General features: G+C 64.1%; 28 protein-coding genes and 2 pseudogenes. 14 read left to right on the top strand and 16 right to left on the bottom strand.

Going from position 1 to position 24958, the window contains the following annotated elements:
• Window positions 1-44: 44 nt before the first annotated feature.
• The 6 genes and pseudogenes from EV286_RS03555 to EV286_RS03530 all read right to left on the bottom strand — a co-directional run bounded on the left by EV286_RS03555 (window position 45) and on the right by EV286_RS03530 (window position 3785).
• Window positions 45-443: a DUF3168 domain-containing protein gene (locus EV286_RS03555; protein ID WP_132955608.1), complete on the bottom strand. Its 399-nt coding sequence runs from the start codon at window positions 441-443 to the stop codon at window positions 45-47.
• Window positions 440-775 carry a phage head closure protein gene (locus tag EV286_RS03550; protein WP_132955607.1) on the bottom strand — a complete coding sequence of 112 codons (336 nt, stop codon included), beginning with the start codon at window positions 773-775 and terminating at the stop codon, window positions 440-442. The genes EV286_RS03555 and EV286_RS03550 overlap by 4 nt, the downstream gene beginning before the upstream one ends.
• 2 nt (window positions 776-777) lie before the next feature.
• Window positions 778-1351: pseudogene (locus EV286_RS03545) on the bottom strand (head-tail connector protein).
• Between the two features lie 121 nt (window positions 1352-1472).
• Window positions 1473-2726, bottom strand: a complete 1254-nt coding sequence (locus tag EV286_RS03540) for a phage major capsid protein (protein WP_132955606.1) — start codon at window positions 2724-2726, stop codon at window positions 1473-1475.
• 4 nt (window positions 2727-2730) lie between these two features.
• A complete protein-coding gene (locus EV286_RS03535; protein ID WP_132955605.1) occupies window positions 2731-3327 on the bottom strand; it encodes an HK97 family phage prohead protease in 597 nt (198 codons plus the stop codon).
• A 137-nt stretch (window positions 3328-3464) separates the two neighbouring features.
• Complete coding sequence (locus tag EV286_RS03530; RefSeq protein ID WP_132955604.1) at window positions 3465-3785, bottom strand: DUF6107 family protein; 321 nt, start codon at window positions 3783-3785, stop codon at window positions 3465-3467.
• A 224-nt stretch (window positions 3786-4009) separates the two neighbouring features.
• Between EV286_RS03530 and EV286_RS03525 the strand changes: the two genes are divergently transcribed.
• Window positions 4010-4300, top strand: a complete 291-nt coding sequence (locus EV286_RS03525) for a hypothetical protein (protein ID WP_132955603.1) — start codon at window positions 4010-4012, stop codon at window positions 4298-4300.
• Between the two features lie 19 nt (window positions 4301-4319).
• Here the strand turns inward: EV286_RS03525 and EV286_RS03520 are convergent, their stop codons facing one another.
• From EV286_RS03520 to EV286_RS03490, 7 genes and pseudogenes are all read right to left on the bottom strand, one after another.
• The gene (locus tag EV286_RS03520) at window positions 4320-5492 is read right to left on the bottom strand and encodes a phage portal protein (protein ID WP_132955602.1); all 1173 of its coding nucleotides are present in this window, start codon (window positions 5490-5492) and stop codon (window positions 4320-4322) included.
• Window positions 5493-5586: 94 nt separating this feature from the next.
• On the bottom strand, window positions 5587-5895 hold the full coding sequence (locus EV286_RS03515; RefSeq protein WP_132955723.1) for a Dabb family protein: 309 nt from the start codon (window positions 5893-5895) through the stop codon (window positions 5587-5589).
• Between the two features lie 132 nt (window positions 5896-6027).
• Window positions 6028-6735: a hypothetical protein gene (locus EV286_RS03510; RefSeq protein ID WP_207909718.1), complete on the bottom strand. Its 708-nt coding sequence runs from the start codon at window positions 6733-6735 to the stop codon at window positions 6028-6030.
• A gap of 579 nt (window positions 6736-7314) precedes the next feature.
• Window positions 7315-8865 carry a terminase family protein gene (locus tag EV286_RS03505; RefSeq protein WP_245500593.1) on the bottom strand — a complete coding sequence of 517 codons (1551 nt, stop codon included), beginning with the start codon at window positions 8863-8865 and terminating at the stop codon, window positions 7315-7317.
• Between the two features lie 43 nt (window positions 8866-8908).
• Window positions 8909-9484 carry a hypothetical protein gene (locus EV286_RS03500; protein ID WP_132955601.1) on the bottom strand — a complete coding sequence of 192 codons (576 nt, stop codon included), beginning with the start codon at window positions 9482-9484 and terminating at the stop codon, window positions 8909-8911.
• Window positions 9485-9716: 232 nt separating this feature from the next.
• Window positions 9717-10218: pseudogene (locus EV286_RS03495) on the bottom strand (nucleoside deaminase).
• Between the two features lie 141 nt (window positions 10219-10359).
• A complete protein-coding gene (locus EV286_RS03490; RefSeq protein ID WP_132955600.1) occupies window positions 10360-11169 on the bottom strand; it encodes a transporter in 810 nt (269 codons plus the stop codon).
• Between the two features lie 74 nt (window positions 11170-11243).
• Between EV286_RS03490 and EV286_RS31860 the strand changes: the two genes are divergently transcribed.
• The 4 genes from EV286_RS31860 (at window position 11244) to EV286_RS03475 (ending at window position 13801) form a co-directional block, all read left to right on the top strand.
• Window positions 11244-11393, top strand: coding sequence for a hypothetical protein (locus EV286_RS31860; RefSeq protein ID WP_165932772.1), 150 nt, complete (start codon window positions 11244-11246; stop codon window positions 11391-11393).
• A 281-nt stretch (window positions 11394-11674) separates the two neighbouring features.
• Window positions 11675-12814 (top strand): acyltransferase, encoded by a 1140-nt coding sequence (locus tag EV286_RS03485; RefSeq protein ID WP_132955599.1) that lies wholly within the window; start codon window positions 11675-11677, stop codon window positions 12812-12814.
• Between the two features lie 126 nt (window positions 12815-12940).
• Window positions 12941-13429, top strand: coding sequence for a c-type cytochrome (locus EV286_RS03480; protein ID WP_245500601.1), 489 nt, complete (start codon window positions 12941-12943; stop codon window positions 13427-13429).
• Between the two features lie 42 nt (window positions 13430-13471).
• Window positions 13472-13801 (top strand): MmcQ/YjbR family DNA-binding protein, encoded by a 330-nt coding sequence (locus tag EV286_RS03475; protein WP_132955597.1) that lies wholly within the window; start codon window positions 13472-13474, stop codon window positions 13799-13801.
• A 19-nt stretch (window positions 13802-13820) separates the two neighbouring features.
• On the opposite strand, the gene EV286_RS03470 is transcribed toward EV286_RS03475, so the two are convergent.
• Complete coding sequence (locus EV286_RS03470) at window positions 13821-14735, bottom strand: SDR family oxidoreductase (RefSeq protein ID WP_245500592.1); 915 nt, start codon at window positions 14733-14735, stop codon at window positions 13821-13823.
• 108 nt (window positions 14736-14843) lie between these two features.
• Between EV286_RS03470 and EV286_RS03465 the strand changes: the two genes are divergently transcribed.
• A complete protein-coding gene (locus tag EV286_RS03465; RefSeq protein WP_132955595.1) occupies window positions 14844-15413 on the top strand; it encodes a helix-turn-helix domain-containing protein in 570 nt (189 codons plus the stop codon).
• On the opposite strand, the gene EV286_RS03460 is transcribed toward EV286_RS03465, so the two are convergent.
• Window positions 15399-15890 carry a YcgN family cysteine cluster protein gene (locus tag EV286_RS03460; RefSeq protein WP_132955594.1) on the bottom strand — a complete coding sequence of 164 codons (492 nt, stop codon included), beginning with the start codon at window positions 15888-15890 and terminating at the stop codon, window positions 15399-15401. The two genes, EV286_RS03465 and EV286_RS03460, sit on opposite strands and share 15 nt — an antisense overlap.
• A 188-nt stretch (window positions 15891-16078) precedes the next feature.
• On the opposite strand from EV286_RS03460, the gene EV286_RS03455 reads away from it, so the two are divergent.
• The 6 genes from EV286_RS03455 (at window position 16079) to EV286_RS03430 (ending at window position 22470) form a co-directional block, all read left to right on the top strand.
• Window positions 16079-18229, top strand: a complete 2151-nt coding sequence (locus tag EV286_RS03455) for a transglycosylase domain-containing protein (RefSeq protein ID WP_132955593.1) — start codon at window positions 16079-16081, stop codon at window positions 18227-18229.
• A 134-nt stretch (window positions 18230-18363) separates the two neighbouring features.
• Complete coding sequence (locus EV286_RS03450) at window positions 18364-19401, top strand: M4 family metallopeptidase (protein WP_245500591.1); 1038 nt, start codon at window positions 18364-18366, stop codon at window positions 19399-19401.
• A 44-nt stretch (window positions 19402-19445) separates the two neighbouring features.
• The gene (locus EV286_RS03445; RefSeq protein WP_132955592.1) at window positions 19446-19706 is read left to right on the top strand and encodes a protealysin inhibitor emfourin; all 261 of its coding nucleotides are present in this window, start codon (window positions 19446-19448) and stop codon (window positions 19704-19706) included.
• A gap of 243 nt (window positions 19707-19949) precedes the next feature.
• Window positions 19950-21173 (top strand): acyl-CoA dehydrogenase family protein, encoded by a 1224-nt coding sequence (locus tag EV286_RS03440; protein WP_207909717.1) that lies wholly within the window; start codon window positions 19950-19952, stop codon window positions 21171-21173.
• A gap of 168 nt (window positions 21174-21341) precedes the next feature.
• Window positions 21342-21929 (top strand): DUF1214 domain-containing protein, encoded by a 588-nt coding sequence (locus tag EV286_RS03435; protein WP_132955591.1) that lies wholly within the window; start codon window positions 21342-21344, stop codon window positions 21927-21929.
• On the top strand, window positions 21922-22470 hold the full coding sequence (locus tag EV286_RS03430; RefSeq protein WP_132955590.1) for a DUF1254 domain-containing protein: 549 nt from the start codon (window positions 21922-21924) through the stop codon (window positions 22468-22470). The genes EV286_RS03435 and EV286_RS03430 overlap by 8 nt, the downstream gene beginning before the upstream one ends.
• A gap of 15 nt (window positions 22471-22485) precedes the next feature.
• Here the strand turns inward: EV286_RS03430 and EV286_RS31855 are convergent, their stop codons facing one another.
• Window positions 22486-22656, bottom strand: a complete 171-nt coding sequence (locus EV286_RS31855) for a hypothetical protein (protein ID WP_165932771.1) — start codon at window positions 22654-22656, stop codon at window positions 22486-22488.
• 534 nt (window positions 22657-23190) lie between these two features.
• Between EV286_RS31855 and EV286_RS03425 the strand changes: the two genes are divergently transcribed.
• Together EV286_RS03425 and EV286_RS03420 are read left to right on the top strand one after the other, a co-directional pair.
• Window positions 23191-23397: a hypothetical protein gene (locus EV286_RS03425; protein ID WP_132955719.1), complete on the top strand. Its 207-nt coding sequence runs from the start codon at window positions 23191-23193 to the stop codon at window positions 23395-23397.
• A 452-nt stretch (window positions 23398-23849) separates the two neighbouring features.
• Window positions 23850-24908, top strand: a complete 1059-nt coding sequence (locus tag EV286_RS03420; protein ID WP_207909716.1) for a DUF2336 domain-containing protein — start codon at window positions 23850-23852, stop codon at window positions 24906-24908.
• The last annotated feature ends 50 nt before the right edge of the window (window positions 24909-24958 follow it).

The following is a 24958-nucleotide window of genomic DNA, read 5'->3' as shown; positions in this document are numbered from 1 at the left end:
TTACTCTACGACGCTGTTCGCCTCCGCGGCATCGCCGTAACCGATCACTCCGTCACCGCCCGAAAACGCATCTCAGCCACGAAGAGCTTCGTCTTCGGCTCCCGTCGCGTCCGCGTCGAGCAGTGTTGCAGGCTGACGAGCGCGTATCCTTCAAGCTCGAGCGCCGCATCGTCGAGCAGCGTTCGCACCATCACCGCGATCTCCTGCGCCTCGCGCCGCCCGCCGCCGTCGGACCAGGCCTCCAGCGTCAGGAAATGCTCCTCCCCCGCCTCGCTCGCCGTCGAATAGTCGTTGCTCGCGACTTCGCCGATGACGACGCAGGGCATGCGCCTGTCGCTCACCAGCCGGTCGCGTACACCGTCGGGGCCGACCAGCGCAGACAAAGCGGCATCACCTGCAAGCAGCGCGTGGATCGCCTTCAGCAGTTCGTTCGCCGCGCTCATCGTCCCTCCTCCTCGCACAGGCAGACGAGGTAGCGGCCCGTCTCGTCGGGGTCGCGCCAGGCGCGGATCGCAAAACTCCTCATCCCCTTGCGCAACTGCATGCCGGCGCGGATGTCGGTGCGGAAGCGCAGCCAGATCCGGTGCGTGAGCGTGAATATCTCCGAGCCGGCCCGTTCCTCACGTATCTCGCTCACCGGTTCGATGCGCGCCCAGAGGGACGCCTTGACCTCGTAGGCGATCGCCGCGCCTCCCTGCCCGTCCGGCGTTTCGACGGGTGCCATCAGCTCCAGCCGCGCCGTCATCTGGCCGGGATCGAAAAAGACCGAGCGCATGGTCAGAGCCTCCGCATCCGGAAGGGCGCGACGAGCCCGCTCGTAGCCGGTGGGAACATCCGCCGCCGGCTGGGCATCCGCCGCCAGGACGCCGCGGAGTTCGAACATCTGCGCGACATGCATCAGCATCGCGCGCTTCAAGACGTCCGGCACCTCGGCGCCGGTCGTGCCGAAGCCGGCCCTCAGGTCGATCTCGATGCCGTTGATTGCCCGGCCCGCAACCTCTCTTTGCCTCAGGAAAAGTCGCGCCGGCCGGGTGACGCCATCCAGCACGTGGCCGTCGAGCGACAGCAGCCGTGGCGTGCCGGCCCCGTCGTAAACCGTCACGCTTTCAATGGCTTGAATCGGGCTCTTCGCAAGCTGAATCACGCCGTCTTCAGGTATCGAATCAAGATAGTGCCGCCAGCCCTGCGCGATCAGGCAGAGGTCGAGACTGCGTTCGAGATGTTCACGCGCGGTGCGGATCAGCGCGGTGAGGAGCCCATCCTCCTCGCTGCCGTCAAGCCGCAGATGCGCCTTCGCCTCGGCGAGCGTCAGCGCTTCCGCCGACGGCGCAACGATCAATGCATAGGTCATGGATTGTCCTTTGGTGGAATGGCCCTCGCCAAAGCCCTCACCGGCTCCGCGGCCGGTCAGGTCCTCGCCGCGCTGGAGAAGATGCGGGGCGGGAGGCAACCCTCACCCCGCACCCTGCGGCTCAGTTCGCGGCGAACTTGACGAGCTTGATTGCCTCGAAGTTCTGAACCCCGCCGCCGACACGCTTGGTCGTGTAGAACAGCACGTATGGCTTGGCGGAATAGGGATCGCGCAGGATGCGCACGCCGGTCCGGTCGACGACCAGATAGCCCGCCTGGAAATCGCCGAAGGCGATCGAGAGCGAGCCCGCGCCGATATCCGGCATGTCCTCGGCCTCCGCCACCGGGAAGCCCATCAGCGAGGCCGGCCGCCCTGAGCCTACCGGCGGCTGCCACAGATAGTTGCCGTCTGCGTCCTTGAACTTGCGGATCTCGCGCTGCGTGCCGCGGTTCATCACGAAATTGGCGTTCTGGCGGTGGCCGGCCTTCAGCGCATAGATCGCGTCGACCAGCGTGTCGGAAGGACCCGCCGCCTTGAAGGCCCCGGCATTGCCGGTCGCGATGTAGCCGAGATTGCCCCAGCTCCAGGCACTGTCGGCCACCGCGGTATAGGCAAGGAAACCCTTCGGCTTGTTGACGCCGTCGCCGGCGACGAAGGCCGTTCCCTCCTGCTCGGCAAAGACCGTATCCACTTCCGCGGAAATCCAGGCCTCGACATCGACCGCGGCGTCGTCGAGCAGCGCCTGCGTCGCCGCCGGCATGGCGTAGAGCTCCATCGTCGGGAAGGAAAGCTCGGCGAGCTGCGGCGTGTTCGTCTGCGGCCGTGCCGCAGTCTCGGCGACCCAGCCGGACGCCATGCCGGCAATGGCGAACGGCTTCTTCAGCACTGCGCCCGAGACCTGCCGCACCGTCGCAAGCGCACGGATCGGCGAGACCACCGAGAGCCGACGACCGATCTCGTTGTCGGTCTCCGGCGGCACGAGGTAGCCGCCGTCCGGGCTCGATCCGATAGAAAACGCCTTCGCCTCCAGCTCCCGGAGCCCGGCGTCCTCGCCGCGGCGAATATAACTCTCGAAGGCCGCCTTGTGTTCGGCGGCGTCGAGCGTCAGCCCCTGCGAACGTTCGAGCGGCGGGCGGGCCTTCTTCAGCACCAGCTGGTCGAGAAGCCGCTTCTGCTCGTCCATGGCCCGGTTGACGCGGTCCATCTTCTCGCGCGTCACCACGTCGGCTGTAAGCTTCTGCTCGATCTCCCCGAGGCGCCGGTCGTTGACGTCCTTGAAAGCCTCGAAGGCCTCCATGAAGTCCTCGAAGGCGGCGTTCATCGTCTCCGGCACGGCCTTGATCTCCGGCGCGGGCTTTGCACTTGCTTCGGTCATCGCATCATCCTTGTCTGAAGGTGGTTTTCATCATCATCCGCGCCGCCCGCCGCATGGTGCGGACAAGCTCGGTCTCCTTGTCGCGGAACCACCGCGCATTCTTCACGTTCGAAACCCGTGCCGAGGGCAGCATCGGAAAGGTCACGACGGAAATCTCCCAGAGGTCCGCCTCCAGGATGCGGCGCACGCCGGTCTTGGCGTCCGTCTTCGCCCGCACCGTGCGGAAGCCGATCGAAAGCCCGTCGAGCGCGCCGTTCTTCATCAGGTCGTGCACTTCGCGAGCCCGGGCTACGCCCGGTGCCAGTAGTCCCTCGACATAGAGCCCGCGACTGTCCTCGCGGATCGCCTTCCAGGCGCCGATCGGCTCGGATGGGTCATGCTGGAAAAGCATGCGCACACCCGTCGCGCCACGCTCGGCGAGCGATTTCTGGAAGGCGCCGCGTTCTATCGTGTCCTTGCCGAGATCGACCTCGCCGAAGAGGCTCGCATAGCCGGAAAAGCTTCCGTCGCTCCTCAGCCCCCTCAGTTCCAGATTGGCGAATTTGCGCGTGTCGGCGCCCGCAAAGACGGGTCGCCGCGCCAGCGTGCCGGCTGCGGTCATGGTCCTGTTCTCCTGATTGTCGGGAATGATCGGTGCTAGAGCAGTTCCAGGAAAAGTGGGAACCGGTTTTCCGTCCGGAACTGCGTGAAAACAAGGAGATAGAGCACTTCCGTGACTCGAAGAAAAACGGAAACGCTCTAGCGTCCCGGCCGGGTGCCATAGCGGTTGGCGAGCCGGGAGAGGATGCCGAGCACCCACCAGGCGCCGAGGCTTGCCGCGGCAGAGCCGGACAGCATCACCTCGGAAACCGAGAGCGTGTCGGCGAGCCCCAGCCGCTCGGCCATCCATATTCCGGTCGGGCTGCCGAAGATGATCCCGCAGGAGAGCCCGGTCAGAAAGCGGCTTGCCGCCTCCCGCCTGCTCTTCGGCAGGAGATAGATCAGCGACACGGCCGCGCCCGCAGACGCCCCGATCGCCCTGGTCACCCAGAAGCCGGCATCGTTCGTGAAATCAGCCATTGTTGACGCCTCCCTTCCCTTGCCGCTGGCGCTGCTCGCCCGAGGGCCTTGTTCCGTGAGTCAAATGAATCGCTTGCACCGGTTTCCCGCGAAAACAGGTCCAGCCTCTCGGAGATTGAATCCGGCCGCCACCACAGGCATTTGAAATCCTTGGGACTACCCGCATGGCGCGGGCAGCGGCCCGATGCTATATTCCAAAGAACTCATAGGCAGGAGGAGCCGGCATGAAGGAGCGCTGGCCGCAGGCCCTGATCATGATGACCGGCCTCATGCTGGTCGTCCTCGGCGTCCTCGCGATCGGCGCGCAACTGCTGAACGAGTTCTACTATCCGCTCGACTATGCACCCCAGCGGCAGGAGATGATCGTCTCCCCCGACGAGTTGCAGGCTGGAACGCGCTTCGTCGGCATCGAGCTCATCCTCGTCGGCGCTCTCCTCGAAATCGTCGGCTATCTCGCGACCTCTCCCTGGAGGGGTATGAAGGCGGTCAAGGGCCGCGACGTCCGGGAAACCTGAGCGTCCCATTCGCTCGCCCTCAGTAGCCCACGGCCTGCCGCTTCTCCTCGTCGGTCAGGAAGTCGGCGTTCCCGACCCGCGTCCAGAGCTCGCTTCGTTCGGCCGCGAGCCCCGCCGCCTTGTCGAGATCCGGCTCCAGCCGCAGACCTTCGCCGAGCCCCGCGGAAAGCCAGCCCGTCAGCGCCGCAGCGGTGCGCGAGAGGAGTGGCAGCACCGTCAGGCGATAGAAGGCGCGGTTGGCCTCGAGATAGTTGGCATAGGTATTGTCGCCGGGAATGCCGAGCAGCATCGGTGGCACGCCAAAGGCGAGCGCGATGTCGCGCGCCGCGCCGTTCCTCGCCTCGACGAAATCCATGTCCTTCGGCGAAAGCCCCATCGATTTCCAGTCGAGCCCGCCTTCGAGCAGCAGCGGCCGTCCCGCGCGCATCGGCCCGGAATAGCCCTCGTCGAGCTCGTGCTTCAGCCGCTCGTACTGGTCGGCGGAAAGATTGCCGCCCTCCTTCGGCTGGTAGACCAGCGCGCCTGATGGCCTGGCAGAATTGTCGAGGAGCGCTTTGTTCCAGGTCGCCGCCGCATTGTGCAGGTCGAGTGCGACCTGGGCCGCGGCAAGCGGCGGGAAGCCGAGGTGATCGTCGAGCGGATGGAAGAGCTTCAGGTGAAGCAGCGTCATTCCTTCGGCTTCCACCGCGAAACGCCGCACCATCCCGCCGACGCGATATTCATAGGCTTCCGGCCAGCCGTCACGGCCCTCGATGACGCTCACCCGGTCCGGGCGCAGCAGGTGCAGCTCGCGCAGCTCCCCGCCGATCGCGAGCGGCTCGACATAGGCATTGCCCGAGAGCAGCAGATGGCCATAGAGCGCCTCGAAGAAATCTGGCCCACCCATCCGCCCGTTCGGCTGGCGCATCAGCCCGGCCAGCGGGTGCCCGGCCAGTTCGCGGTCGCCCTCGTAGATCAGCCAGGGCACGCAGGCCGCCGCCTCGGCGACCAGCCGCACGCAGCGATGCCCCACGGGATTGCGCATGAAGCCCTCGCGGGCAAGCGCGGCATAGGAGCGCCCGGTCCACCGGGCCTGCCCGTCCGCGGTCAGGCTCACGAAACCGCCGGCCGCCTTGCGTTCGGGCATGTTACCTTCGGGCACGGGTCTGCGCTCCGCCGGGCCGCGCCACGGCAGACGAAAAGGGATTTTCATCCTCTTGTGTCCTCTGTTGTTCAGTTCGAGATCAATGCCCGCGACGGGCAGCTCGGCCCGTCACGCTCCGGCGCCTCGGCACGGTCATCGGGATCTAGATCGGATCCCGCGCGGCGGTCGTCGTGTCATAGTCGGCGGCGATGCGCATCTCGCGCAGCGGCCGCACCAGTTCGATGGACTTCTGGTAGTTCGGATGCGCCTTGTAGGCGGCAAGTGCGGCCTCGTCGTCGAACTCGCCGTAGACCACCAGGTCCACCTCGGTGCCGAGCTGGTCGGTCTTGACGTTGGTGCCGATTTCCAGGAGCCGCGAATGCGGAATTTCGGTCAGGATCGAAAGCCCGGCGCGCACCCGTTCTAGGTTTTCACGGTCCGGCACGGTGAAGAAGACGATATGGCGGATCACGCGGCAACTCCCTGCTGCGCCCGCGCGCTCGGCGGCGCGGAAGGAACGCAGTGACATTTCCTGCCGCGCGATATCATGCCGCCGGGAAGAGTTCAACGCGACAAGGCCGCCCAGGGGGCCGCTGCCGCGTCGTTACGGCCCGCCCACCCCTGCCGTCTGTTGCGCGACCACCGCGTGGACCTGCACCGGCACAGTCGTCGTATAGCTCAGCGCCGCATAATAGGCCTTGGCGTAGCGCGCTATATCCTCGGCCCGGTCGAGCCGGTTGATGATCCTCCGGGCGTTCACCCAGTCGGCTTCCTCGCCGTGGAAATAGTCCTCAAGCTTCTTGCCGGTGAATCGCCCATGCGTCATGCCGTCGAAGAGGATATGCGTGGCCTTTGCCGGGTCGAGGGCCGCCCCCGGATCGTTCTCGATCCCGTATTTCCTGTAGTTCGTCCGGCCGGTGATCTGCACGAAGCCACGCCCCCTGAACTTCCAGCCATCGCCGCTGGACTCGTCGCCGTTGCCCAGGCGATTGGCATAGGCACGGTTGGCAATCCTTTCGGGCTGGCGCGCGTAGGCGACCGCCTGTGTCGGCGTGAAATAATCGCGAAACGTGTTCAGCAGCCCCTGTGCGCTGTAGTTCAGGTTCTCCTCGATCGGCTGAATCTTCCTATCCGTCTCGTGATAGACCGTCGCCAGCATGTAGGCGAGCCAGCGGTCGTCCTCGTCGGCCATGGTTCGCTCCCACTCGTCGAGGATCGCGTTATGCCCGCTCACCTGGGAAGGCTTGAGGCCGTTCTTGTAGAGCGTGTCGTCGAGATGCGACAAGAAGAATGTGCGATTGATTTTTGCCATAGATTTTCTCCCTCGGGCCCCCACTTCAGGCACGGCGGATCGATCCGTTCGCGCGGATCATCCGCCCGCGCGAACGGCCACCGATGAACGAAAAGTCGCATCGGCCCCCGGCCCCTTCAAAGCCCTTGCAGAGTTAAGCACACTATATCAATGATTGCATCATTATAAAAATACAACCAAAATCAACTGGACGTTTGCTCTCTTCCGCATACTCGGCGCATCTGAGTCGCCAGGTTTTCCACAGCCCGATTTCCCCGCCCCTGCCCATCTGGGGGCTTTTGCCGCTGCCGTGAAAAAACCTCGGGAAGTTAATCGTTTTAAACGAATTTAATCGTTTAAAGTGTTTAACCCGATGATTTACAATTCATTTACGGTGTGGAAGCATCCCCTCGCTAGCAAGTCGCCAAGTTAGCCACCAAGCAAAGAGAGGACCGTATGCAGACCCCAACGATCCCCCAGCCTGTTTTGGATCGCCTCGAAAATGAATGGCGCCAGGTGCGCCCCACCCCCCAGGGCGCCCCTCGCCCGCAGACGCCGCAGCCCAAGCAGCAATAAGGCCCCAGGCAGGGCGGGGCGGCCTCATACGCCCCTCACTCTTGGTTCCGAATTCACGTCCAGCATCAATGCCGTCAACGCCCAGACCAGCGCATCCAGCCGGTCGGGCGAACGGCCTGATGTCAGCCCTTCGGGGCCGAAATCGCACATCTGGTCCTCGAGCGCGGCGAAGCGGCCCGCATGGGCCACCCGTCCCTGCTCGTAGAGTGCCGCCACGGGTTCCGCCCGCAGGAATTTCCCCCTCGTCGCCCTCACCGTCGTTACCGGAAGGTCGGCGTCGATGCTTCGCAGCATCGCGCTCACCATGTCGCCGCCCTGGTTGATCTCGGCGACGATCCGGTCGGCGGCGAAGCGCCGGTAGGCCTTGGCGACAGCGCCCGCCCAGCCGGCAGGGCTTGCCCCCTCGACCGAGCAGTCCGCCAGCACCACGCCGCGGCCCGAGGCCTCGATCCCCGCCACGACGATGCCGCAGCAGGATTTCGGACCGGCCGTTGCCGGCGGATCGACCGCCACCACGACGCGCCGCAGCGCGCCGGTGAAGCGGATCGTCGCCGCCTCGATTGCCTCGCGCTTCCAGAGCCCGTCCTCGCGGTCCTCGATCAGCTCGCCGTCGAGTTCCTGTCGCCCCAGCCGCGTGCCGCCGTAGCGGGTCGAGAGCGCATCGAAGAAGCCGGGCGCCAGGTTCTTCCTGTTCTCCAGCGTACTGATCCGCGTCAGCGCCGTCGCCGGGTCAACCATCAGCCTCTTCAGCAGCGGCACCGGCCTCGGCGTCGTCGTCACCAGCTGGCGCGGCGCGGCTCCGAGCCGCAGGCCGAACTGCAGCATGTCGAAGGTCTCCTCGCCGTGTTTCCATTTGGCGAGCTCGTCGCACCAGGCATAGTGGAATTGCGGTCCGCGCAGGCTCTCCGGGTCCTCGGAGGAAAAGATCTGCGCCACCGCGCCGTTCGGCCAGATCAGCCTGCGCCGCGATATCTCGAATTCCGGTCGCCTGTTTCGCGCGATCCGGCAGATGCCGGAAACGCCGTCGATCATCACCTCACGGGCATCGCCCAAGGTTTCGGCGACGAGCGCGATGCGCAGCTCGGAGCGTTCGCTGCTGCTTGCGAGCCCATGCACCCATTCGGCGCCGGCCCGCGTCTTGCCGGAGCCGCGTCCGCCGATCAGCAGCCAGGTCCGCCAGTCGCCTGCCGGCGGCTTCTGCTCGTCGCGTCCGCGAATGTCCCAGCTCGCGAGGAGATCGGGCCAGAGGCCGTGGGCGTCCGCCCTCTCCTCGATGCTCGTCGCACCCGCCGGCATTGCCGGCATCGGCGGTTGACCGAGCGCCGATTGCCCGAGCGCCGATTGCCTCGGCTCCGGCCGATCCCGCGCCGGCGGTTCGCCTGCCTCAGCGTCAGGCGCCAGCGGCTCGGCCTCATCGCCCTCACCACTGCCCGTTCCTTCCGCCGCCCGCGCCGCTGCCCCGGCCGCAATCGCGCCGCCCAGGCGCATGCAGTTCGTGCGCGCTTGCTCGAGTGCGGCGCGCGTCTGGGAGTGCCGGTCCACGATCGCCTCCATCCCCGCCGCGTGCTTCTTCATTTCTTTGGCCGCGCTCCTTGACGTTGACTTGGCGAGGCGCCGCTCAGCCCGGGTCTGCGTCCTCTCCGGCACTTTCCAATCGGCCCGCAGTGCCGGGAGGAGCGCCATCGCGCTTCCATGTCTCAAAGAGCGTTCGCGCGCGCTCATCGGCCCTCTCCTCGATCAGCTGCAGGAAATGCGCCTTGATCTCGTCGTAGCCTGCGGCCACGCCGCGGCTCTCGACCTCCAGCTCTCGGTCGCGGGCGAGCTGGCGCTGCAGCCCATCCACCTTCTCGAGCGTCCGCACGATCAGCGACATGGCATCGGTCGCAGCCTTGACGTCGGCGCGGGCAAGCTTGCCTGCCGCCTCGTCGCCATCGTCCACGAGACTTGCGGCCGCCGCCCTCAGGTCACGGAAATAGTCGAACTGGCCGCGCATCTCGCGCGTCATGTCGTTGAGCAGCACGCGCAGCTCTTCCTGCGGCGCGACCTCCCCGGATTTCGTCTCGAGGAAGAAAGCGTCCACCGCCTCCTGCGTCTGCGCCTCGCTCCAACCCTCGCGGGCAGGCGCCGCCCCATAGACGGCCTCCTTCGGCCAGAGCCCGAAGAGCCCCGGATCGAACATCTCGAAATCATCCATGGAAAACCCCGGCAATAAAAAAGCCGCCCCGCCCAAAGGACAGCAACGGCCACACCGATCAAAAAAGCCCGCAAGCCGGACAACCCGAAAAGCCCACCAAGCCACCGCCCGGCCGCAACTTTCCGACCATGCCAGAACCCTACCAAACCACCGTCACGCCGTCAAGGATTATTTTCCTATTTTTTTGAATGCAGGCACTATTGGCCACCGCTGCCATATCGCCCAAGGGCCATTAACGTCGAGACCAGTATTCCTCGTGGAGTTTTGCCGCCTCGTCGGCAAGCATGGGGCCGACGACTTCCGTTGGGCGCTGGCCGGCGGCGAACACGATGTGGCAGGGCAGATCAAGCGTCGGATTTTCCTGGCTAGCGCCGATCTGCTGCTTCATCTCTTTCTCGGAGAGGCCAAAGACGACGCGCCCTATGCCTGCCCAATAGATCGCGCCCGAGCACATGGCGCATGGCGCATGGCTCCGCGGATGTGTACATCGTGCATTCGGCAAGAAAATCCAAGCCGTAGGCCTTGCCGGCGCGCGTGGCGAGAAGCCGCTCCGCGTGGGCCGTGCGGTCGCCACCTTCCGAACTGTAGCCATTGCGCTGTTCCAGCAAGACATTGCCATCACGATCGGCGAGGAGTGAACCAAACGGGTGGTCCCCGCCTTCCCGCGAACGCCGCGCCACATCGAAGGCCTTCCGCAGGAGTGCCTCGTCATAGGACCGTTTGCTGCCTGCCATTTTGTGAGCCCTCAGAATTGTCGTGGTTTTTCTACATCTTTGATGCGTATTTTCTTCCCGTCTTGTGCAGTGCCGAATGAATTCCTCACTTGCCCGTCAAGCGCATTCGGACGGCCTCCGCCACGAAAGCCACCCGAGCAATCACTTCGGGAAGAGGAATGTCAAGACGAGGCGAAATCCAAGGCCGTCCGGACCGCTCTCGGGCGACGCCGCCCAGTAGCGAACGCCCGCGGTGAGGCTGATGTGCTGCTTGTCGACCTCGAAGAGCTTGGCGACCGTGAAGTCGATCGGCACGGACCAGTCGTTGTTCTCCCAGTCGTATGTCGATTCGGTATTCAGCGTGAATGTCCAGGCGTCATGCGTCGTATAGGCGACGAACGGCTGCAGGAACGTGGCGTTGACATCCTCCCTGTTGCTTTGGCCCGCGAACGACCAGATGTGGTTTGCAAGAATGCCGTAGGTCCAGGGGCCCTCCTGCTTGAGCGCGACAGCTGTCGGCCCGGCCCCCCATTTGCCGCTTCCAAGAAAACTGTCCGTCCCGGTCGGCAGGAGAAAGGCGGGACCCACACCCCAGATGATGCCGCTCGCGGTCAGTTTTGCGGGCGAGAGGAAAAAGCTCTGAGTCGTATCGCCCAGTCCGAACTGCTCTCCCGACGGTCCCGCGATGTCGTTCTGCCATGTTACCGGAAGGATCGTTCGGGAAATGAGGTTCCATTGCTCGTTCAGCGAAAACGGGATGACGGGCTGGATGTTGAGCGTGGCGTTGTCGCCGTCCTCGCTTCCGTATCCGCGGTCGTAGTTGAACTGCAGGGGAACGCTGATCAGCGAGGCGACCGGATTCGAGAGTTGCTTGGCAAGGTCCTCGCTGGACGCCTCCTGAGCCGTAGCTGCGCCGCCGCCACCAGCCGCCAGGGCGGCAACAAGAATAAACCGACCGTAACCCCATGTCATTGCTGCACTCCCCCCATTTTCGAAGAAGCCGTCCGAAACTTGAGTCGTCGAAAAGTTGCGCCGGATCGGCTCGCGTGGAAAGTGCATTTAAGCAACACCTAATTGAAATCGGGCCTGCATCGAAAGATGCGTTTTCGGCCCTGAAACAGTCACTCGCGCCGGAAGCCGCGTGTGAGATCGATCGCCGCGGCAATGCAGAAAAAGGCGCGCCGCTACATCTGTGACGTGTATTTTCTTTCAATTTTGTGCACTGCCACATAAATTTCCCTTTTGCCCGTCAAGGGCATTCGGGTCCGCATTCGCGGGCGCCGGGATCGGGGAGAAACGTGCCTGCCGAAGGACGCCGCCGTTGGTTGTCCGGGCGACAGGTTCCGGGGCTCCCCGCGAAAGCTCGACATGAGCTGGCCTGCCCGCAACGGGCAGAAGCCAGTGCCGCCCGGCGAACAAGCCGTTTATTTGCCACTCGCCCGGGACCGGTTGAGGCGAGCCAAGCAGGGGGATGCCGATGCGTTATGTGAAGGAGTTCGAGGGGCTTCGCGGCCTGCTTGCCCTTTGGGTGCTGTTCGGCCATGCGGCCTCGGCCGTCGATATTCACAACCGCCTGTTCGAGGCGAAGTTCTACAATGTCCAGGCCGTCACCGTCTTCGTGATCCTCAGCGGCTTTGCGATCACGGCGCTCATCGACAAGCGGCCGGAGAGCTATTCCTACTACATTGCGCGCCGCGCGCTGCGCATCTTCCCGGTCTACCTGCTCTATTTCGTGCTCTCGGTTCTTGCGGCGCGCTTCGCGCTCGAAACCTGGCTTGCCGCGCCCGAAGGCTCGATGCGCGCGGCCCGCATTGCGCTTGCCGAGGACAGCCTCGCCTATTTCCCCTGGCACATTCTCGCCCATCTGCCGGCGCTGCACGGGCTCGTGCCGCCGCGCATCCTGCCCTCGACCGATTTCGCCTTCCTCGGCCAGGGCTGGAGCATATCGCTCGAATGGCAGTTCTATCTCGTGGCACCCCTCCTGATCGCCTTCCTGACGGGCCGCATGACGGCGGGCAGGATCGCGATCGTCGCCATTCTCGCGCTCGTCGCCGCTGCCATCCTCCCCAAGATGCCGGTCGGCTTCCTCGGCCGCTGGCTTCTCGATTTCGGCATCGGCATCGGCAGCTTCTACCTCATGAAGGCTTCGGACCATGCCCTGTTCAGCCGCGACAATATCGTGCGCGTATTCATCGTCGCCTTCTGCCTGCTGGTGCTGACCCGCAGCATCGGCGTGCTCCCCTATGTCGTCTGGCTGACGGTCATCGCCCTCGTCCTGCTCTCCCAGAAGCAGGCCGGGCCGATCTCCGCCGCCTTCAGCCGCTTCTTCTGCTCGCCGCCGATGCTGTGGGTCGGCAACATGGCCTATTCGGTCTATCTCTCGCACATGCTGGTGCTGATCGTCGTGCTGCGCGCGCTCCAGTCGGCGGGCGTGACGGCGCCCTATACGCAGTTCGCGCTGCTGAGCGTCTTCACGCTGGCCATCACGCTCGTCGTCTCGCGGCTTTCCTACCGCTTCGTCGAACTTCCATTCCACAATTACGGACGGCGCCTCGGTTCGGGCAGCGCAAGCGGCGAGCCGCGCCGCCAGGCCGCTTCCGCCTCGCAGGGCAGCTAGCCAGACCCGCTCCTCCGCCCGCACGGGCGGGGAGCGTTCTAATTCGTTTGCTGTAATTGTTCACCGGTTTTGCGCCTGTTACCTTCCCGCGTCTTGTTCCAAGGGGGGCCACACATGCATACCGCGATGAAGTACGCAGCCTTTGTTTCGTTTCTCTGTCCTCTGCTCCATTCCATCCCGTCCGCCGCCGCGGACGAGGCCGTGGAAAGGGGCAAATATCTCGCCACGATCGGCGGCTGCAACGATTGCCACACGCCCGGCTATTTCTTCGGCAAGCCCGACATGGGGCGCGTGCTCGGCGGCTCGGATGTCGGCTTCCAGACACCGGCCGGGACCTTCGTCGGGCCGAACCTGACGCCGGACGATGAAACCGGGCTCGGCAAGTGGACGAACGAGGAGATCGTCACGGCGATCCGCACCGGCGTGAAGCCCGACGGGCGCATGCTCGCCGACATCATGCCCTGGCGCGGCCTCTCGCATCTGACCGACCAGGATGCAGCGGCGATCGCCGCCTATCTGAAGAGCCTGCCGCCGGTCAAGAACAAGGTGCCGGGTCCGCTCGGCGCGGGCGAGAAGCCGCAATTCCCGGTCCTGACCATGGTAATGCCGCAATAGAGGGCATGCGGGCGCCGGACCGGATATCTCGGGAGACGTGCCATGACCGAAGACGAACTGGTGGCTTTCGCGCTCGGCCTGCCCGAAGCCGCGGAGGCCTCGCATTTCGGCACGCGGGATTTTCGCGTGCGTGGGAAAATATTCCTGGCCTTGCCGTCGCGGGAATTCGGCGTCATCAAGCTGACGCCAGACCAGCAGCGGCTCACGCTCGAGACTGCCGCCGGCACGGTCACGGCCGTGCCCGGCGGCTGGGGCCTGCGCGGCTGGACACGGGTTCACTTCCTCGAAGCGGGAGACGATGTGGTGCGCCATCTCGTTCGCCGCGCCTGGACGAACGTCGCGCCGAAGGCATTGAGGGAGAAGGAGCCCTGACCATCTCAGGCGCTTGCGCTCAGCGATATCCGCTGGCGTCCGCCGGCTTGCCGGGCTCCTGGATCTCCGCCATGTAGCGCCAGCAGTCCGGCCGGGAACCGTCGACGTCGTCGAAACCGTAGATCTTGGCGAGACCGCCGCTCGAGAGCGATTGGCCGTTCCATCGTCCCCGCTCCGGATCGGCGGCGAGCGCTGCGACAGCACGGCCCGTGAAGCGCGGCGTCTCGGATATCACGAAATGCGGCTGGACCTTCGTCGCATCGTGCCAGTTCTCCTCCCTGACCCCATAATGCTCCAGCATCATTTCCGAGCGCATCCAGCCCGGCGAGATCGAGACCGCTGTTGCCCCGTACGGCGCCAGGTCCTGGGCGTGCGCCCATGCCATGCGGGTCGTGCCGGTCTTCACGAGGTCGTAGTACGGGTTCAGCCGATAGTGGACGGCGTTGTATTCCGCCGTGCCGTCGGTCATCTCCACAAGCAGGCCGCCCGGATTTTCGATCATCAGCGCCAGCGCGTAGCGGGCGGTGATCAGGTGAGTGTCGAGCGCCAGCCGCAGGATGCGTAGGCCCTTGTCCAGCGAGTGCTGCCAGACCGGCTTGTCCCATTCGGTCAGGTTCTCGCCGCCCCATATGTCGTTGACGAGAATGTCGAGCCGCCCCTCCTCGGCGCGGACGCGGGCGACCAGGGCTTCCACCTGTTCCGGCTGCAGATGGTCCACCTGCACGGCGATGCCTGTGCCGCCGGCCTCCGTCACCATTTCCGCCGTTTCCTCGATCGTCTCCGGCCGCTGGTATTCGGATTGATGTTGCCGCGTCGTCCTGCCGGTCACATAGACCGTCGCGCCCGCCGCGCCGAGTTCGACCGCGATGCCGCGTCCGGCACCGCGCGTGGCACCCGCTACCAGCGCCACTCGCCCATTCAGCTTGCCTGTCACTTCGCTCTCCCTAGCGTTAGGACTGTCGCCCCTATCGCGGAATCGATGCCGCAATGGTAGAATTATAAACGAACGTTTGTTCATATAAAAGTCTTCGCTGGAGAATCCATGCCCCGCGCACGTACGCTATCCGACGAACAGGTGCTGGACCTGGCGCTCGCCCTCATCCATCGCGAAGGACCGGATGCCGCGACGTTTGCCGCGGTCGCCAAGGTGAGCGGTCTTTCCGCCTCGACGCTGGTGCAGCGCTTCGGCAGCAAGGCGGCGATGCTGCGGGCTGCTCTTCTTCGTGCCTGGGACAGGCTGGACGCCGAAACTGTGCGTCTTGCCGAAGAGTGCCCGAAAACGCCTGGGGGAGCAGTGATGCTGCTTGCCGGCCTCTCCAAGGACTACGGCAGCGACCCGGCGGCCTATGCCGAGGGCCTGCTTCTCCTGCGGGAGGACCTGCGCGATCCGGCGCTGCGCGCGCGTGGCGCGGAATGGGGAAAGCTGCTTGCAGCCGCCGTCGCGGAGAGGCTGAAGGGCATCGACGGAGCGTCCGCCGATATCGGCTTGCTCGCCATCTCGCAATGGCAGGGCGCACTCATCTGGTGGGGTTTCGATCCGCGGGGCAGCCTCGTGGATCATGTCTCGAACCATCTCCACCGCTTCCTGGAAGCCGTGTCAAACCCGCGCTGAGCGCTCCTTCTCGTCCGCTTCCTCGTCGCCGACCGTCAGCGGCCAGTCGACCACGTATTCCTCGAAATCGTCGAGATCGATGCCCTCCTCGCTGACTGTGCGTCCGCGTGCGGAAATGCCGGCGGCATGCACGGTCTCCCTATCGCCGGAGACCAGCGGATGCCACCAGTAGAGGTCGCGGCCCTCGCCCACCAGCCGGTAAGCGCAGGTCGGCGGCAGCCATTCGATCTCGGGCACCGTCTCCGGCGTCAGCTGCACGCAGTCCGGCACGAAGTCCCAGCGGTTCTCGTAGCTCGAGCAGCGACAGCTCTCGCCGTCGAGCAGCTTGCAGCGGATCGAGGTGAAATAGACATCGCCGGTGTCCCATTCCTCGATCTTGTTGAGGCAACAGAGTCCGCAGCCGTCACAGAGGCTTTCCCACTCGGTGGGGCTCATCTCGACCAGGGTCTTGCGCTTCCAGAACGGTGTCTCGTCCATGGCCGGTTATCCTTGCAACATGTCGCCAAAATCGCCGTCGGCGACGCTCATCGCTCTTATTCTTCCCTCGTAAATCAACCAATTATTTATCATAGTACGGTTATCAGATCTGCTTGGGGCGGGTACAAACCATTGCTCTGGCCCCTGGCGGTCGCCGCGTCAAGCATAGCCGGACGGGAAAACGAAACGTGCAGGAACCGTCACCTCCAGAACAGCGGCCCCACAGGAAACGCCACCTGCTGCTGCGGATCGATTCCTGGATCGATTCCACCGTCTGGAACCTCGGCTTCCGCGCCGGCGAACTCTGGGAAGACATCACCATCTTCTTCCGCCGCTTCCGCGCCCGCGGCTGGAAGCGCATCCTGTTCGAGCTTCTGGGCGAAGGTTTGACGCTCGGCGCCTTCGGCTCGGTCCTGATGCTGATGCTCGCCCTTCCCGCCTTCGAGGAAACGAAGGGCGACTGGCGCAACCGGGGCGATTTCGCCGTCACCTTCCTCGACCGCTACGGCAATGTCATCGGCCATCGCGGCATCATCCACGAGAACTCGGTGCCGATCGACCAGCTGCCGGACTATTTCGTCAAGGCGGTGCTGGCGACCGAGGACCGCCGCTTCTTCGACCATTTCGGCATCGATGTCGTCGGGCTCTTCCGCGCCATGACGGTCAACGCCCAGGCCGGCAGCGTCGTGCAGGGCGGTTCGACGCTGACCCAGCAGCTCGCGAAGAACCTTTTCCTGTCGAACGAGCGCTCCATCGACCGCAAGATCAAGGAAGCCTTCCTCGCGCTCTGGCTCGAGGCGAACCTCTCCAAGAAGGAGATCCTGAGGCTTTATCTCGACCGCACCTACATGGGTGGCGGCACCTTCGGCGCGGCCGCTGCCGCACAGTTCTACTTCGGCAAGAACGTCACCGACGTGAACCTCGCCGAATCCGCCATGCTCGCCGGCCTCTTCAAGGCACCGGCCAAGTATGCCCCGCACGTCAACCTGCCGGCGGCACGCGCCCGCGCCAACGAGGTCCTGACCAACCTCGTCCAGAGCGGTCTCATGACCGAGGGACAGGTCATCGCCGCGCGGCGCAACCCCGCGACGGTCATCGACCGGGCACAGACGGATTCGCCCGATTTCTTCCTCGACTGGGCCTTCGACGAGGTCCAGAGGCTTGCAACGCGCTTTCCCGAACATTCGCTGATCGTGCGCACCACCATCGACATGGGCATCCAGAAGGCGGCGGAAGAATCCGTCGAAGCTTCGCTGCGCGAATATGGCGATGCCTACAAGGTCAAGCAGGGCGCCCTCGTGATGGTCGAAAACGGCGGCTCCGTGCGCGCCATGGTCGGCGGCCGCGACTACGGCGAAAGCCAGTTCAACCGCGCGACGAAGGCGCTGAGGCAGCCGGGCTCCTCCTTCAAGGTCTATACCTATTCTGTTGCGATGGAGAGCGGCATGACCCCGCAGACGACCATCGTCGACGCGCCGATCTATTGGGGCAACTGGAGCCCGCACAATTACGAGAACCGCTATGCCGGCCGCGTGACGCTGGCGACAGCGATCGCCAAGTCGATCAACACCGTGCCGGTGCGCCTCGCCAAGGAGAAGCTCGGCATCGACCCGATCATCGCCAAGGCGAAGGAAATGGGCATCGAGACCCCGATCCGAAAGGACGTGACGATCCCGATCGGCACCTCGGAAGTCACGGTGCTCGACCAGGCGACTGCTTATGCGGTCTTCCCGGCCGGCGGCCTTCAGTCGCGACGCCACGGCATCAGCCAGATCCTGACCTATGGCGGCAAGGTGCTCTATGATTTCGAGCACGATGAACCGGCCCCGAAGCGCGTGCTGACCGAGCAGGCCGATACCTACATGAACCAGATGCTGACGCAGATCCCCTATATCGGCACCGCGCGCAAGGCAGCACTCGACAACGGCATCCTTACCGGCGGCAAGACCGGCACGACGCAGGCCTATCGCGATGCATGGTTCATCGGCTTTACCGGCAACTACACCTGCGCCGTCTGGTTCGGTAACGACGACTACACGTCCAGCAACAAGATGACCGGCGGTTCGCTGCCCGCCATGACCTTCAAGCGGGTTATGGACTATGCCCACCAGGGCGTCGTGCTGCGGGCGATCCCGGGCGTAGACAACCCCTTCCCCGAGAAGCCGGCGGCCGCCCAGGTCGCGGCGAAGAAACCGGCCGAGTCGACCGAGACCGGCCTGCCGCCGCTCGTCCGTCCGCGTTCGCTTTCGGTCGAGTCGACGCAGATCCTCCGCGATATCGGAGAGAAGCTGCGGGATGCCGCACCGCTCAACGCCGAAAAGGTGGCAAGCGCCAACTAGGCCACGTTTCAATCCCGCGCCCCGCAGCGTCGCTCGCGGGCCTCCGCCTCGATATTGACGCGCCTGATCAAAAGGCGCACAACGATTGCGAGAAGTAAGCCATGCCTGCAATTTGACACTTCATGGAGGTCGTCATGATGGCATCGAGATGCGGTTGCTTCATTATCCCAAGGTCAGTGATCGATCGATTTGCCGAGGACGAAACGCTGCCCGAGTCGACCCGGCAGGCGTTTGTCGACACCGCGGCAATCGAGCCGAACTGGCGGCACATACGGCAGGCTCACAACACGACGCCGATATCGGGTGCCCAGCTTGCCGTCAGCGCGGCCACGACACTTACGCCATCGCTGCTGGTCTTCGACTGCAAGGGCACGACGTCGCTGCCGGGCAACCCTGTCAGCAATCCCAAGTCATCGGCCGACCAGACAGCCAGGCGGGCCTTCGAAGTCACGAAGGATGTCGCCCGCTTCTACGCCAAGTGTTTCGGGCGCAACTCGGTCGACGGAAAGGGCATGAGCCTGCTGTCGTCAATCCACTACGGCGTCAAGTACAACAACGCCTTCTGGGACGGCTCGCAGATGACCTACGGCGATGGCGACGGCCGTATCTTCATCGACTTCACCGGATCCGACGATGTCATCGCGCATGAACTGACCCATGGGGTCACGCAGTTCACCGCCGCCCTGAAATATACGAACGAACCCGGAGGGCTGAACGAGAGCATTTCCGACGTCTTCGGCACGATCTTCCGGCAATGGCGGGCAAAACAGGAAGTCGACGCCGCCGACTGGCTGATCGGTGCGGAAATCCTCGGCCCGGCCGCCAGGACGAAGGGCTTTCGCTGCCTTAGAGACCTTTCCGACCCCGGCGGAAAGCACTGCCTGAGCCCGCAGCCCGCGCACTACAGCCAATACAAGCCGGGAAGCGATCCGCACGACAGCAGCGGCATACCCAACCATGCCTTCTACCTCGCTGCGAAAGGCATCGGCGGGCGGTCGTGGACCACCGCCGGCAAGATCTGGTACGCGGCGCTCACCAGCCCGAAGGCAACGAAGGGCATGTCGTTTTCCAAGTTCGCGACTTTGACGCGGCAGGCCGCCAAAACGTTGTCCTCCGGCTCCTCCGATGTCTATAATGCCGTCGATGACGCCTGGACGCAGGTCGGGCTCTAGCAAATGAGCAGCGACGGCAAGTGCCGTCCTGAAAGGAGCCGCCCATGGCGACGCTGCAAATCATTCGTCGTGGCGGTTTCGCGGGACTGAAGGCCGAAGGAACGGTCGACATCGACAGCCTGGCCGAGACTGACCGGGCACAGATCCTCTCGCTTTTCGCAAAGAAGCAGCATCGCCCGGCACCGGGAAACGACCGCTATATCTACCAGCTCACTCTCGAGGACGGCGGGGTCCTGAAGCAGACCGAGGTGCCGGAAACCGCGGTGCCGAGCAGCGTGGCAAACGCCGTCGAATTCAAGCTCTAGGGTCCTTGCCCTTCGTGGCGAGACGCGTTCCCGCCAGTTCTCCGATAGTCGAGAAAATCGACGACGCCCCGTCTTGAATTGATCGCCGGTGGCATGCCCCGTTACGATCGTAAGAAAAGCGGCCTCTCCTGAAACTGCCGCGTAGCGGGAGAACTGCTCACTTGTCCTGCAATACAACCTCTCGACAGGGCCGTCCGGCTCATCGCGGATCCGGCTGCCCCTAACAGATTGCAGGAGCCATCCATGAACGTCACTCCAAGCATGCCGGGGCTGCAAGGCCGCAGCGAGGCCGACAAGAACCTCGTTGCAACCGCCTCCTCACTCATTCCGGTCCTGCGTTCGCGCAGTGCCGAGACGGAGAAGCTGGGCAGGCTTCCCGATTCGACGATCGCCAACATGCAGGCCGCGCGCTTCTTCGACATGGTCGTGCCGAAGGCCTATGGCGGCCTGCAGAGTTCGTTCCACACGATGATGGACGTGGTGGTGGAGATCGCCCGCGGCGATGGCTCCGCTGCCTGGACGCTGATGTTGCTTTCCGGCGCGGCCTGGATGACCGCCGCGGTCTATCCCCGGCACGTGGTCGACAGCGTGTTCGGCACGGGCCAGCCGGCGCGTGCGGCCATGGTCATGACGCCGCGCAAGTCGAAGACCCGTCGCGTCAAGGGCGGCATCATCATCGAGGAAGGCCTCTGGAGCTTCAACAGCGGCATCTACCACTCCCAATGGGATCTGCTGGGCATCCCCTATCCCGATGACAGCGGCACGGTGGTCGACAGCGCGGCGGCACTGATCCCCGTATCGGAGATAACGACCCTCAACGATTGGGAAACGATGGGCCTGCGCGGCACCGGCAGCACCAGTGTCGCGGTGAGGGACGTCTTTGTCCCGGACGAGCGACTTGCAATGTACAGCCGCCTGATAAAGGGCGACTATGCCGCGACCCACAAGAACGACGAGGCCCTCTACCGTCTCGACGCCATGCCCTACATGGCGACCAAGCTCGTCTTCCCGACCCTCGGCATAGCAAAGGGGGCGCTGGATTATTTCATCGACAAATCTTCGCAGAAGCCCATCGCCTTCCTGTTCTACGAAAAGCAGGACGAAGCCGCCGTCACCCACCTCCAGATCTCGGAAGCCTCCGCCAAGATCGACGCAGCCGAGTTGCTCCTGCGGCGCTCCGTCGACCACCTCGATGCCTATGCGGCGGCGGGTACGCGCATGAGCGTTCCCGAACGGGCACGCATCTGGCGTGATGCCGGCTTTGCAAACCAAATGATCCGCGAGGCGATCGACCTGCTTGCCGGCGCTTCCGGCGGCTCGCTCGCATTCTCCGAGAATATCATGAACCGCTACTGGCGGGATGCGCGGGTCTGCAGCATGCATGGCGGCGTCGTGCCCGAGACGACCTTCGAGATATACGGCCGGGTCGCATGCGGAAAAGACCCGAAGACCCCGCTCGTCAACTGAGCCTCGCTCCGACACCGACCTTGCGGCGCGCACCGGACGCGCCGCAATGGTTCTGCCGGAACACCACGTTGAAATCCTGACCGGACGTGCAGGCGCGCCACCCACCTCTTTGCCGCCGACCAGAATCAGTGTTACCCCTTTGGTCCGATTTGTTACAAGGTTGGCCAAGTGTTCCGGGTTCCGCTTCTTGTCGCGCTCTGCCTGACGATCGCCTTTGGAGGCGGCATCCTTTTCACGCTGTCCGCGCTCGACGCGACGGCGGGTTTCGGTGCGATCAAGCTCGGCGCATGGGAGGCCTTTCCCGCTCTGCAGACGGCCGATGCCGACCCCTATGCGAAGTCTCACCGCGCCCGCGCCGGCAAGCTGCTCTATGGCACCGCAGAGGGCCTCACCTTCTCCGCCACGGTCGACGATGCGGGCGAAAGGCTCTCGGCCGCGTGCAGCTATCGGCTGACCGGCCAGACGCCACCGGCGCGACTCTGGACCTTGTTCACGGCCGATGCGCGGGGCGAGCCGCTCGAGGCGGGCACCGGCCTTCCCTCGGCGCTCAATTCCTGGACGGTGCTACGCAATCCCGACAGCAGCTTTACCGTGATGCTGTCTCGGCAGGCGCGGTCGGGAAACTGGCTGGCGCTGCCGAGCTCAGACAGTTTCCGGCTGGTGCTGACGCTCTTCGACACGCCGACGGCCGGCAGCTCCGGCCTGATCGACCTCACCATGCCGCAGCTCGAAAAGACCGGGTGCGGCAATGCTTAGGGTCGTTTTCGCCGTCCTCGCCGGCATTTTCGGCGCCGCACTTCTGCATCTCGTGATCATCCTGGCGCTGCCGCACTTCACCGGTCGCGACGCCTATACGCGCGTCGAGGCGGAGGGCGACCTCAACGAGTTTCACCTGCTCGACGGAAAACCGGATTCGAGCGGCCTCTCAAATGGTGATCCCTACGTGAAGACCGCGGTCTGCGCCTTCGATCTCGAGGAGACGCCGATGCGCTTCAGCGCCAAGGGCAACGTGCCCTTCTGGTCGCTGGCGATCTACGACAGCGCTTCGAACGAGGTTTTCAGCATGAACGACCGGACGTCGGTCGGCGGTATCGTCGACGTGCTGGTCGGCTCGCCGGTGCAACTGACGACGCTTCGAAAAGCCCTGCCGCAATCACTACAGCAGACGATCCTCGTGGAGATGGCACGGCCGGATGGCTATGCCGTGCTGCGGACGCTTGCGCCGCAGGCTAGTTTTGACGACGCGGCCAAAGCATTTCTCGCTGAAGCGGGATGCAGCGAATTCGGCGGGGAGTAGTCGCGTCGCCGCCTTTCAATGCTTCTTCTTCGCCTGGAAAGCGGAGTTGGCACTGCGAGTTGTCGGCTCGTCGAGGCGTTCATAGCGAACGCCGGTGAAAAGAAGGATCTTGGCCTCGACAGGGCCCTTCATGGGGCGGCGCGGCATTTGAGACTGCCTGTCCGCCAGTTCTACAACAATTGCCATTCTCGTCTCCATCTAGGCCCGAGACGGATGAAGTTGCGATTAATCTCATCCTGCCCGCCTTCTGCGGGCCGGTGCGTCTTCCTTGAGGGGCTCGTCCCCCGGGAAGCATTCGCACCTTTCTCACGGCTCTCACATTGCGTTAGATACCGTGGCGCGGATTCTATTTCTTGTATCCGCGTGAACTTTCGACAATAGAAGCGTACAAATCGCACCTTCCTCCGCATAGAGACACAGCATAGTTAACACATTGCTAATCCAACGCGATGTCGGCAGTCATCACGCCGTAACGAGACATAAACGCGGCAGGAAGCACTTTGGTTTCGCGATGCCGATTTCGTGAACGGCGTGGAATCCAGGGGCGCAACTGCGCGAGATGCGCGGCTAGCCAGGCGTCAGGCCGGCGGCCGGACCAATGCGCCGCAGATAAACAAATTGCGCGCCGGTCAAACAAGCGTATGGTGTCCTTGGCTGTAGGGTTTTCATGGCGATGAGCGCCGGAGGGATCATACGGGCTCTTTCTTCGGAGGGCTGATGATGTCTTTGCTTTTTCCTTCTCCTTTCGCACCTGAGGACGTGGACATCCTGCGTGGAGTCCTTGCGTCGTGGTGCGTCGAAAGGCGGATCGACCCGAACAGCACGGAAGCGAATTTCGCCGCCTCCACCGCGATCGATCTCTATCAGTCCGGCTTCAATACGAGCGAGAAACTGCTGGGCGCATTGCGGTCTCACAAGGCGCTCTGAGCGCGTTATCCAGCCTCCCGAATTCCTCATCCTAGCCATCCGCCGGTGACTTTTGCCGCCGTGCCCTCGGCGTTCGTCGGCCCCAACGCGGACCCGCAGGATTTTGCTGGGCGATACACGTCAAGATTGCTTTCCACAGACCCTCACAATGCCACGCACTGGCCGCCCATGCCTGCGAGGCGGCGGAACTGCCGCGCGGCCATCGCACGCAGAACGGGCAAGTTTTATTTGGATTTTAATAAAATCTAAACGAAGCATTAACCCTCCCCGCCTTACGCTTCCAGCCAGCCAGATTGGACGAATATTTCCGCATGAACGCGGATTCGAGCGGGACAGTTTCGGAGACCAAAGTTCGGGGACCTGTCTTTGCATCACTGCCGGGGTGTCTGACCGTCAGTACATCTTCCTGAGGTTGGTTTGCCGTCTTTGTTTCGCGTTTGATGGGTGTTCACGTGACTGACCAATTTCGAGAGCTTGAGGGACCTGCGGCTGTCCGGAAGAAGGATGTGGTGTTGATGGCGACGGTGAGTAGTTTTGAGGGGATCGCCTATCCTTCAAAATCGCAGCTGCGCCAGTTCGCCGAACTCTTCACGCCGCTCTTCCAGGCCTCCACCGACGAGGCCAAGCGCCAGGCAGTGGCCGCCCTTTCGCAGTGCCCGCATGTGCCGCCGGCAGTCGCGCTTTTCATCGGCAGCCAGCCGATCGAAATCGCGGCCCCCTTCCTTGCTGGTCCCCAGGCAATCGACGACGAGGTGCTCATCACCATCGCCCGCACCCAGGGTGCTGCCCATGCCCGCGCGATCGTCAGCCGGGATTCGCTTTCGCCGAAGGTCATCGATGCGCTCGTCGGCATCAACCAGGCGGAACTGCGCCGGGTGGCAGCCGGAGAGCCGGAAATGGAGTCGCCTGCCATGACACCCGCGCCATCGCCGGCCCGCGACGAGGCCGAAGCCCTGCGGCTTGCAAACGAAGAGACGCTGCGGCGCAGGATCAAGCAGATCGCGCACCAGCTTGCCGAGCACGACGACGATCGGCTGGGGCTGCGCAGCCTCTCCGACGTGCAGTCGGCGCTTCTCGTGCGCTTCGCGCGCCTGCGCGACGCGACCCAGTTTTCCGTAGCACTTGCCGATGCGCTTTCCACGAGCCGCTGGCTTGCCGATCGCGTCATGCTGGACCTTTCCGGCCAGCAGCTCGCCGCCACCCTGACGAGCCTCGGCATGGATTTCCTCGATGCCGTCTTCGTGCTGGAACGCTTCTATCCGCACCTGGTGGAACTGCAGGGCGAAGTGAGCCGGGCCTGGCTGCTCATGGAAGCAGCCGATCCCGCCGAATGCGAAGCGCGGGTCGAGGCCTGGCGCCGCGCCGACAACTATACCTACCGGCCGGCAGAGCCTGCCGAACAGCCGTCGCCGTCCACCATTGCCGCAACTCCCGAGCAGCAGAACCTTTCGAGGCAGGCGTCCGTCGTGCGCCGGATGCGGGCGAATTCCCGGCTCTTCGGCCGCCGATAACTCCTCCGCCAGCGCTCCGGTCCACGCATCGGCGGACGATGTTCGATGGT

Source organism: Rhizobium sp. BK251 (assembly GCF_004345245.1).
Taxonomy (GTDB): domain Bacteria; phylum Pseudomonadota; class Alphaproteobacteria; order Rhizobiales; family Rhizobiaceae; genus Rhizobium.
The sequence above is the reverse complement of the archived record's forward strand: the minus strand, read 5'-3'. Positions and strand labels throughout refer to the sequence as shown.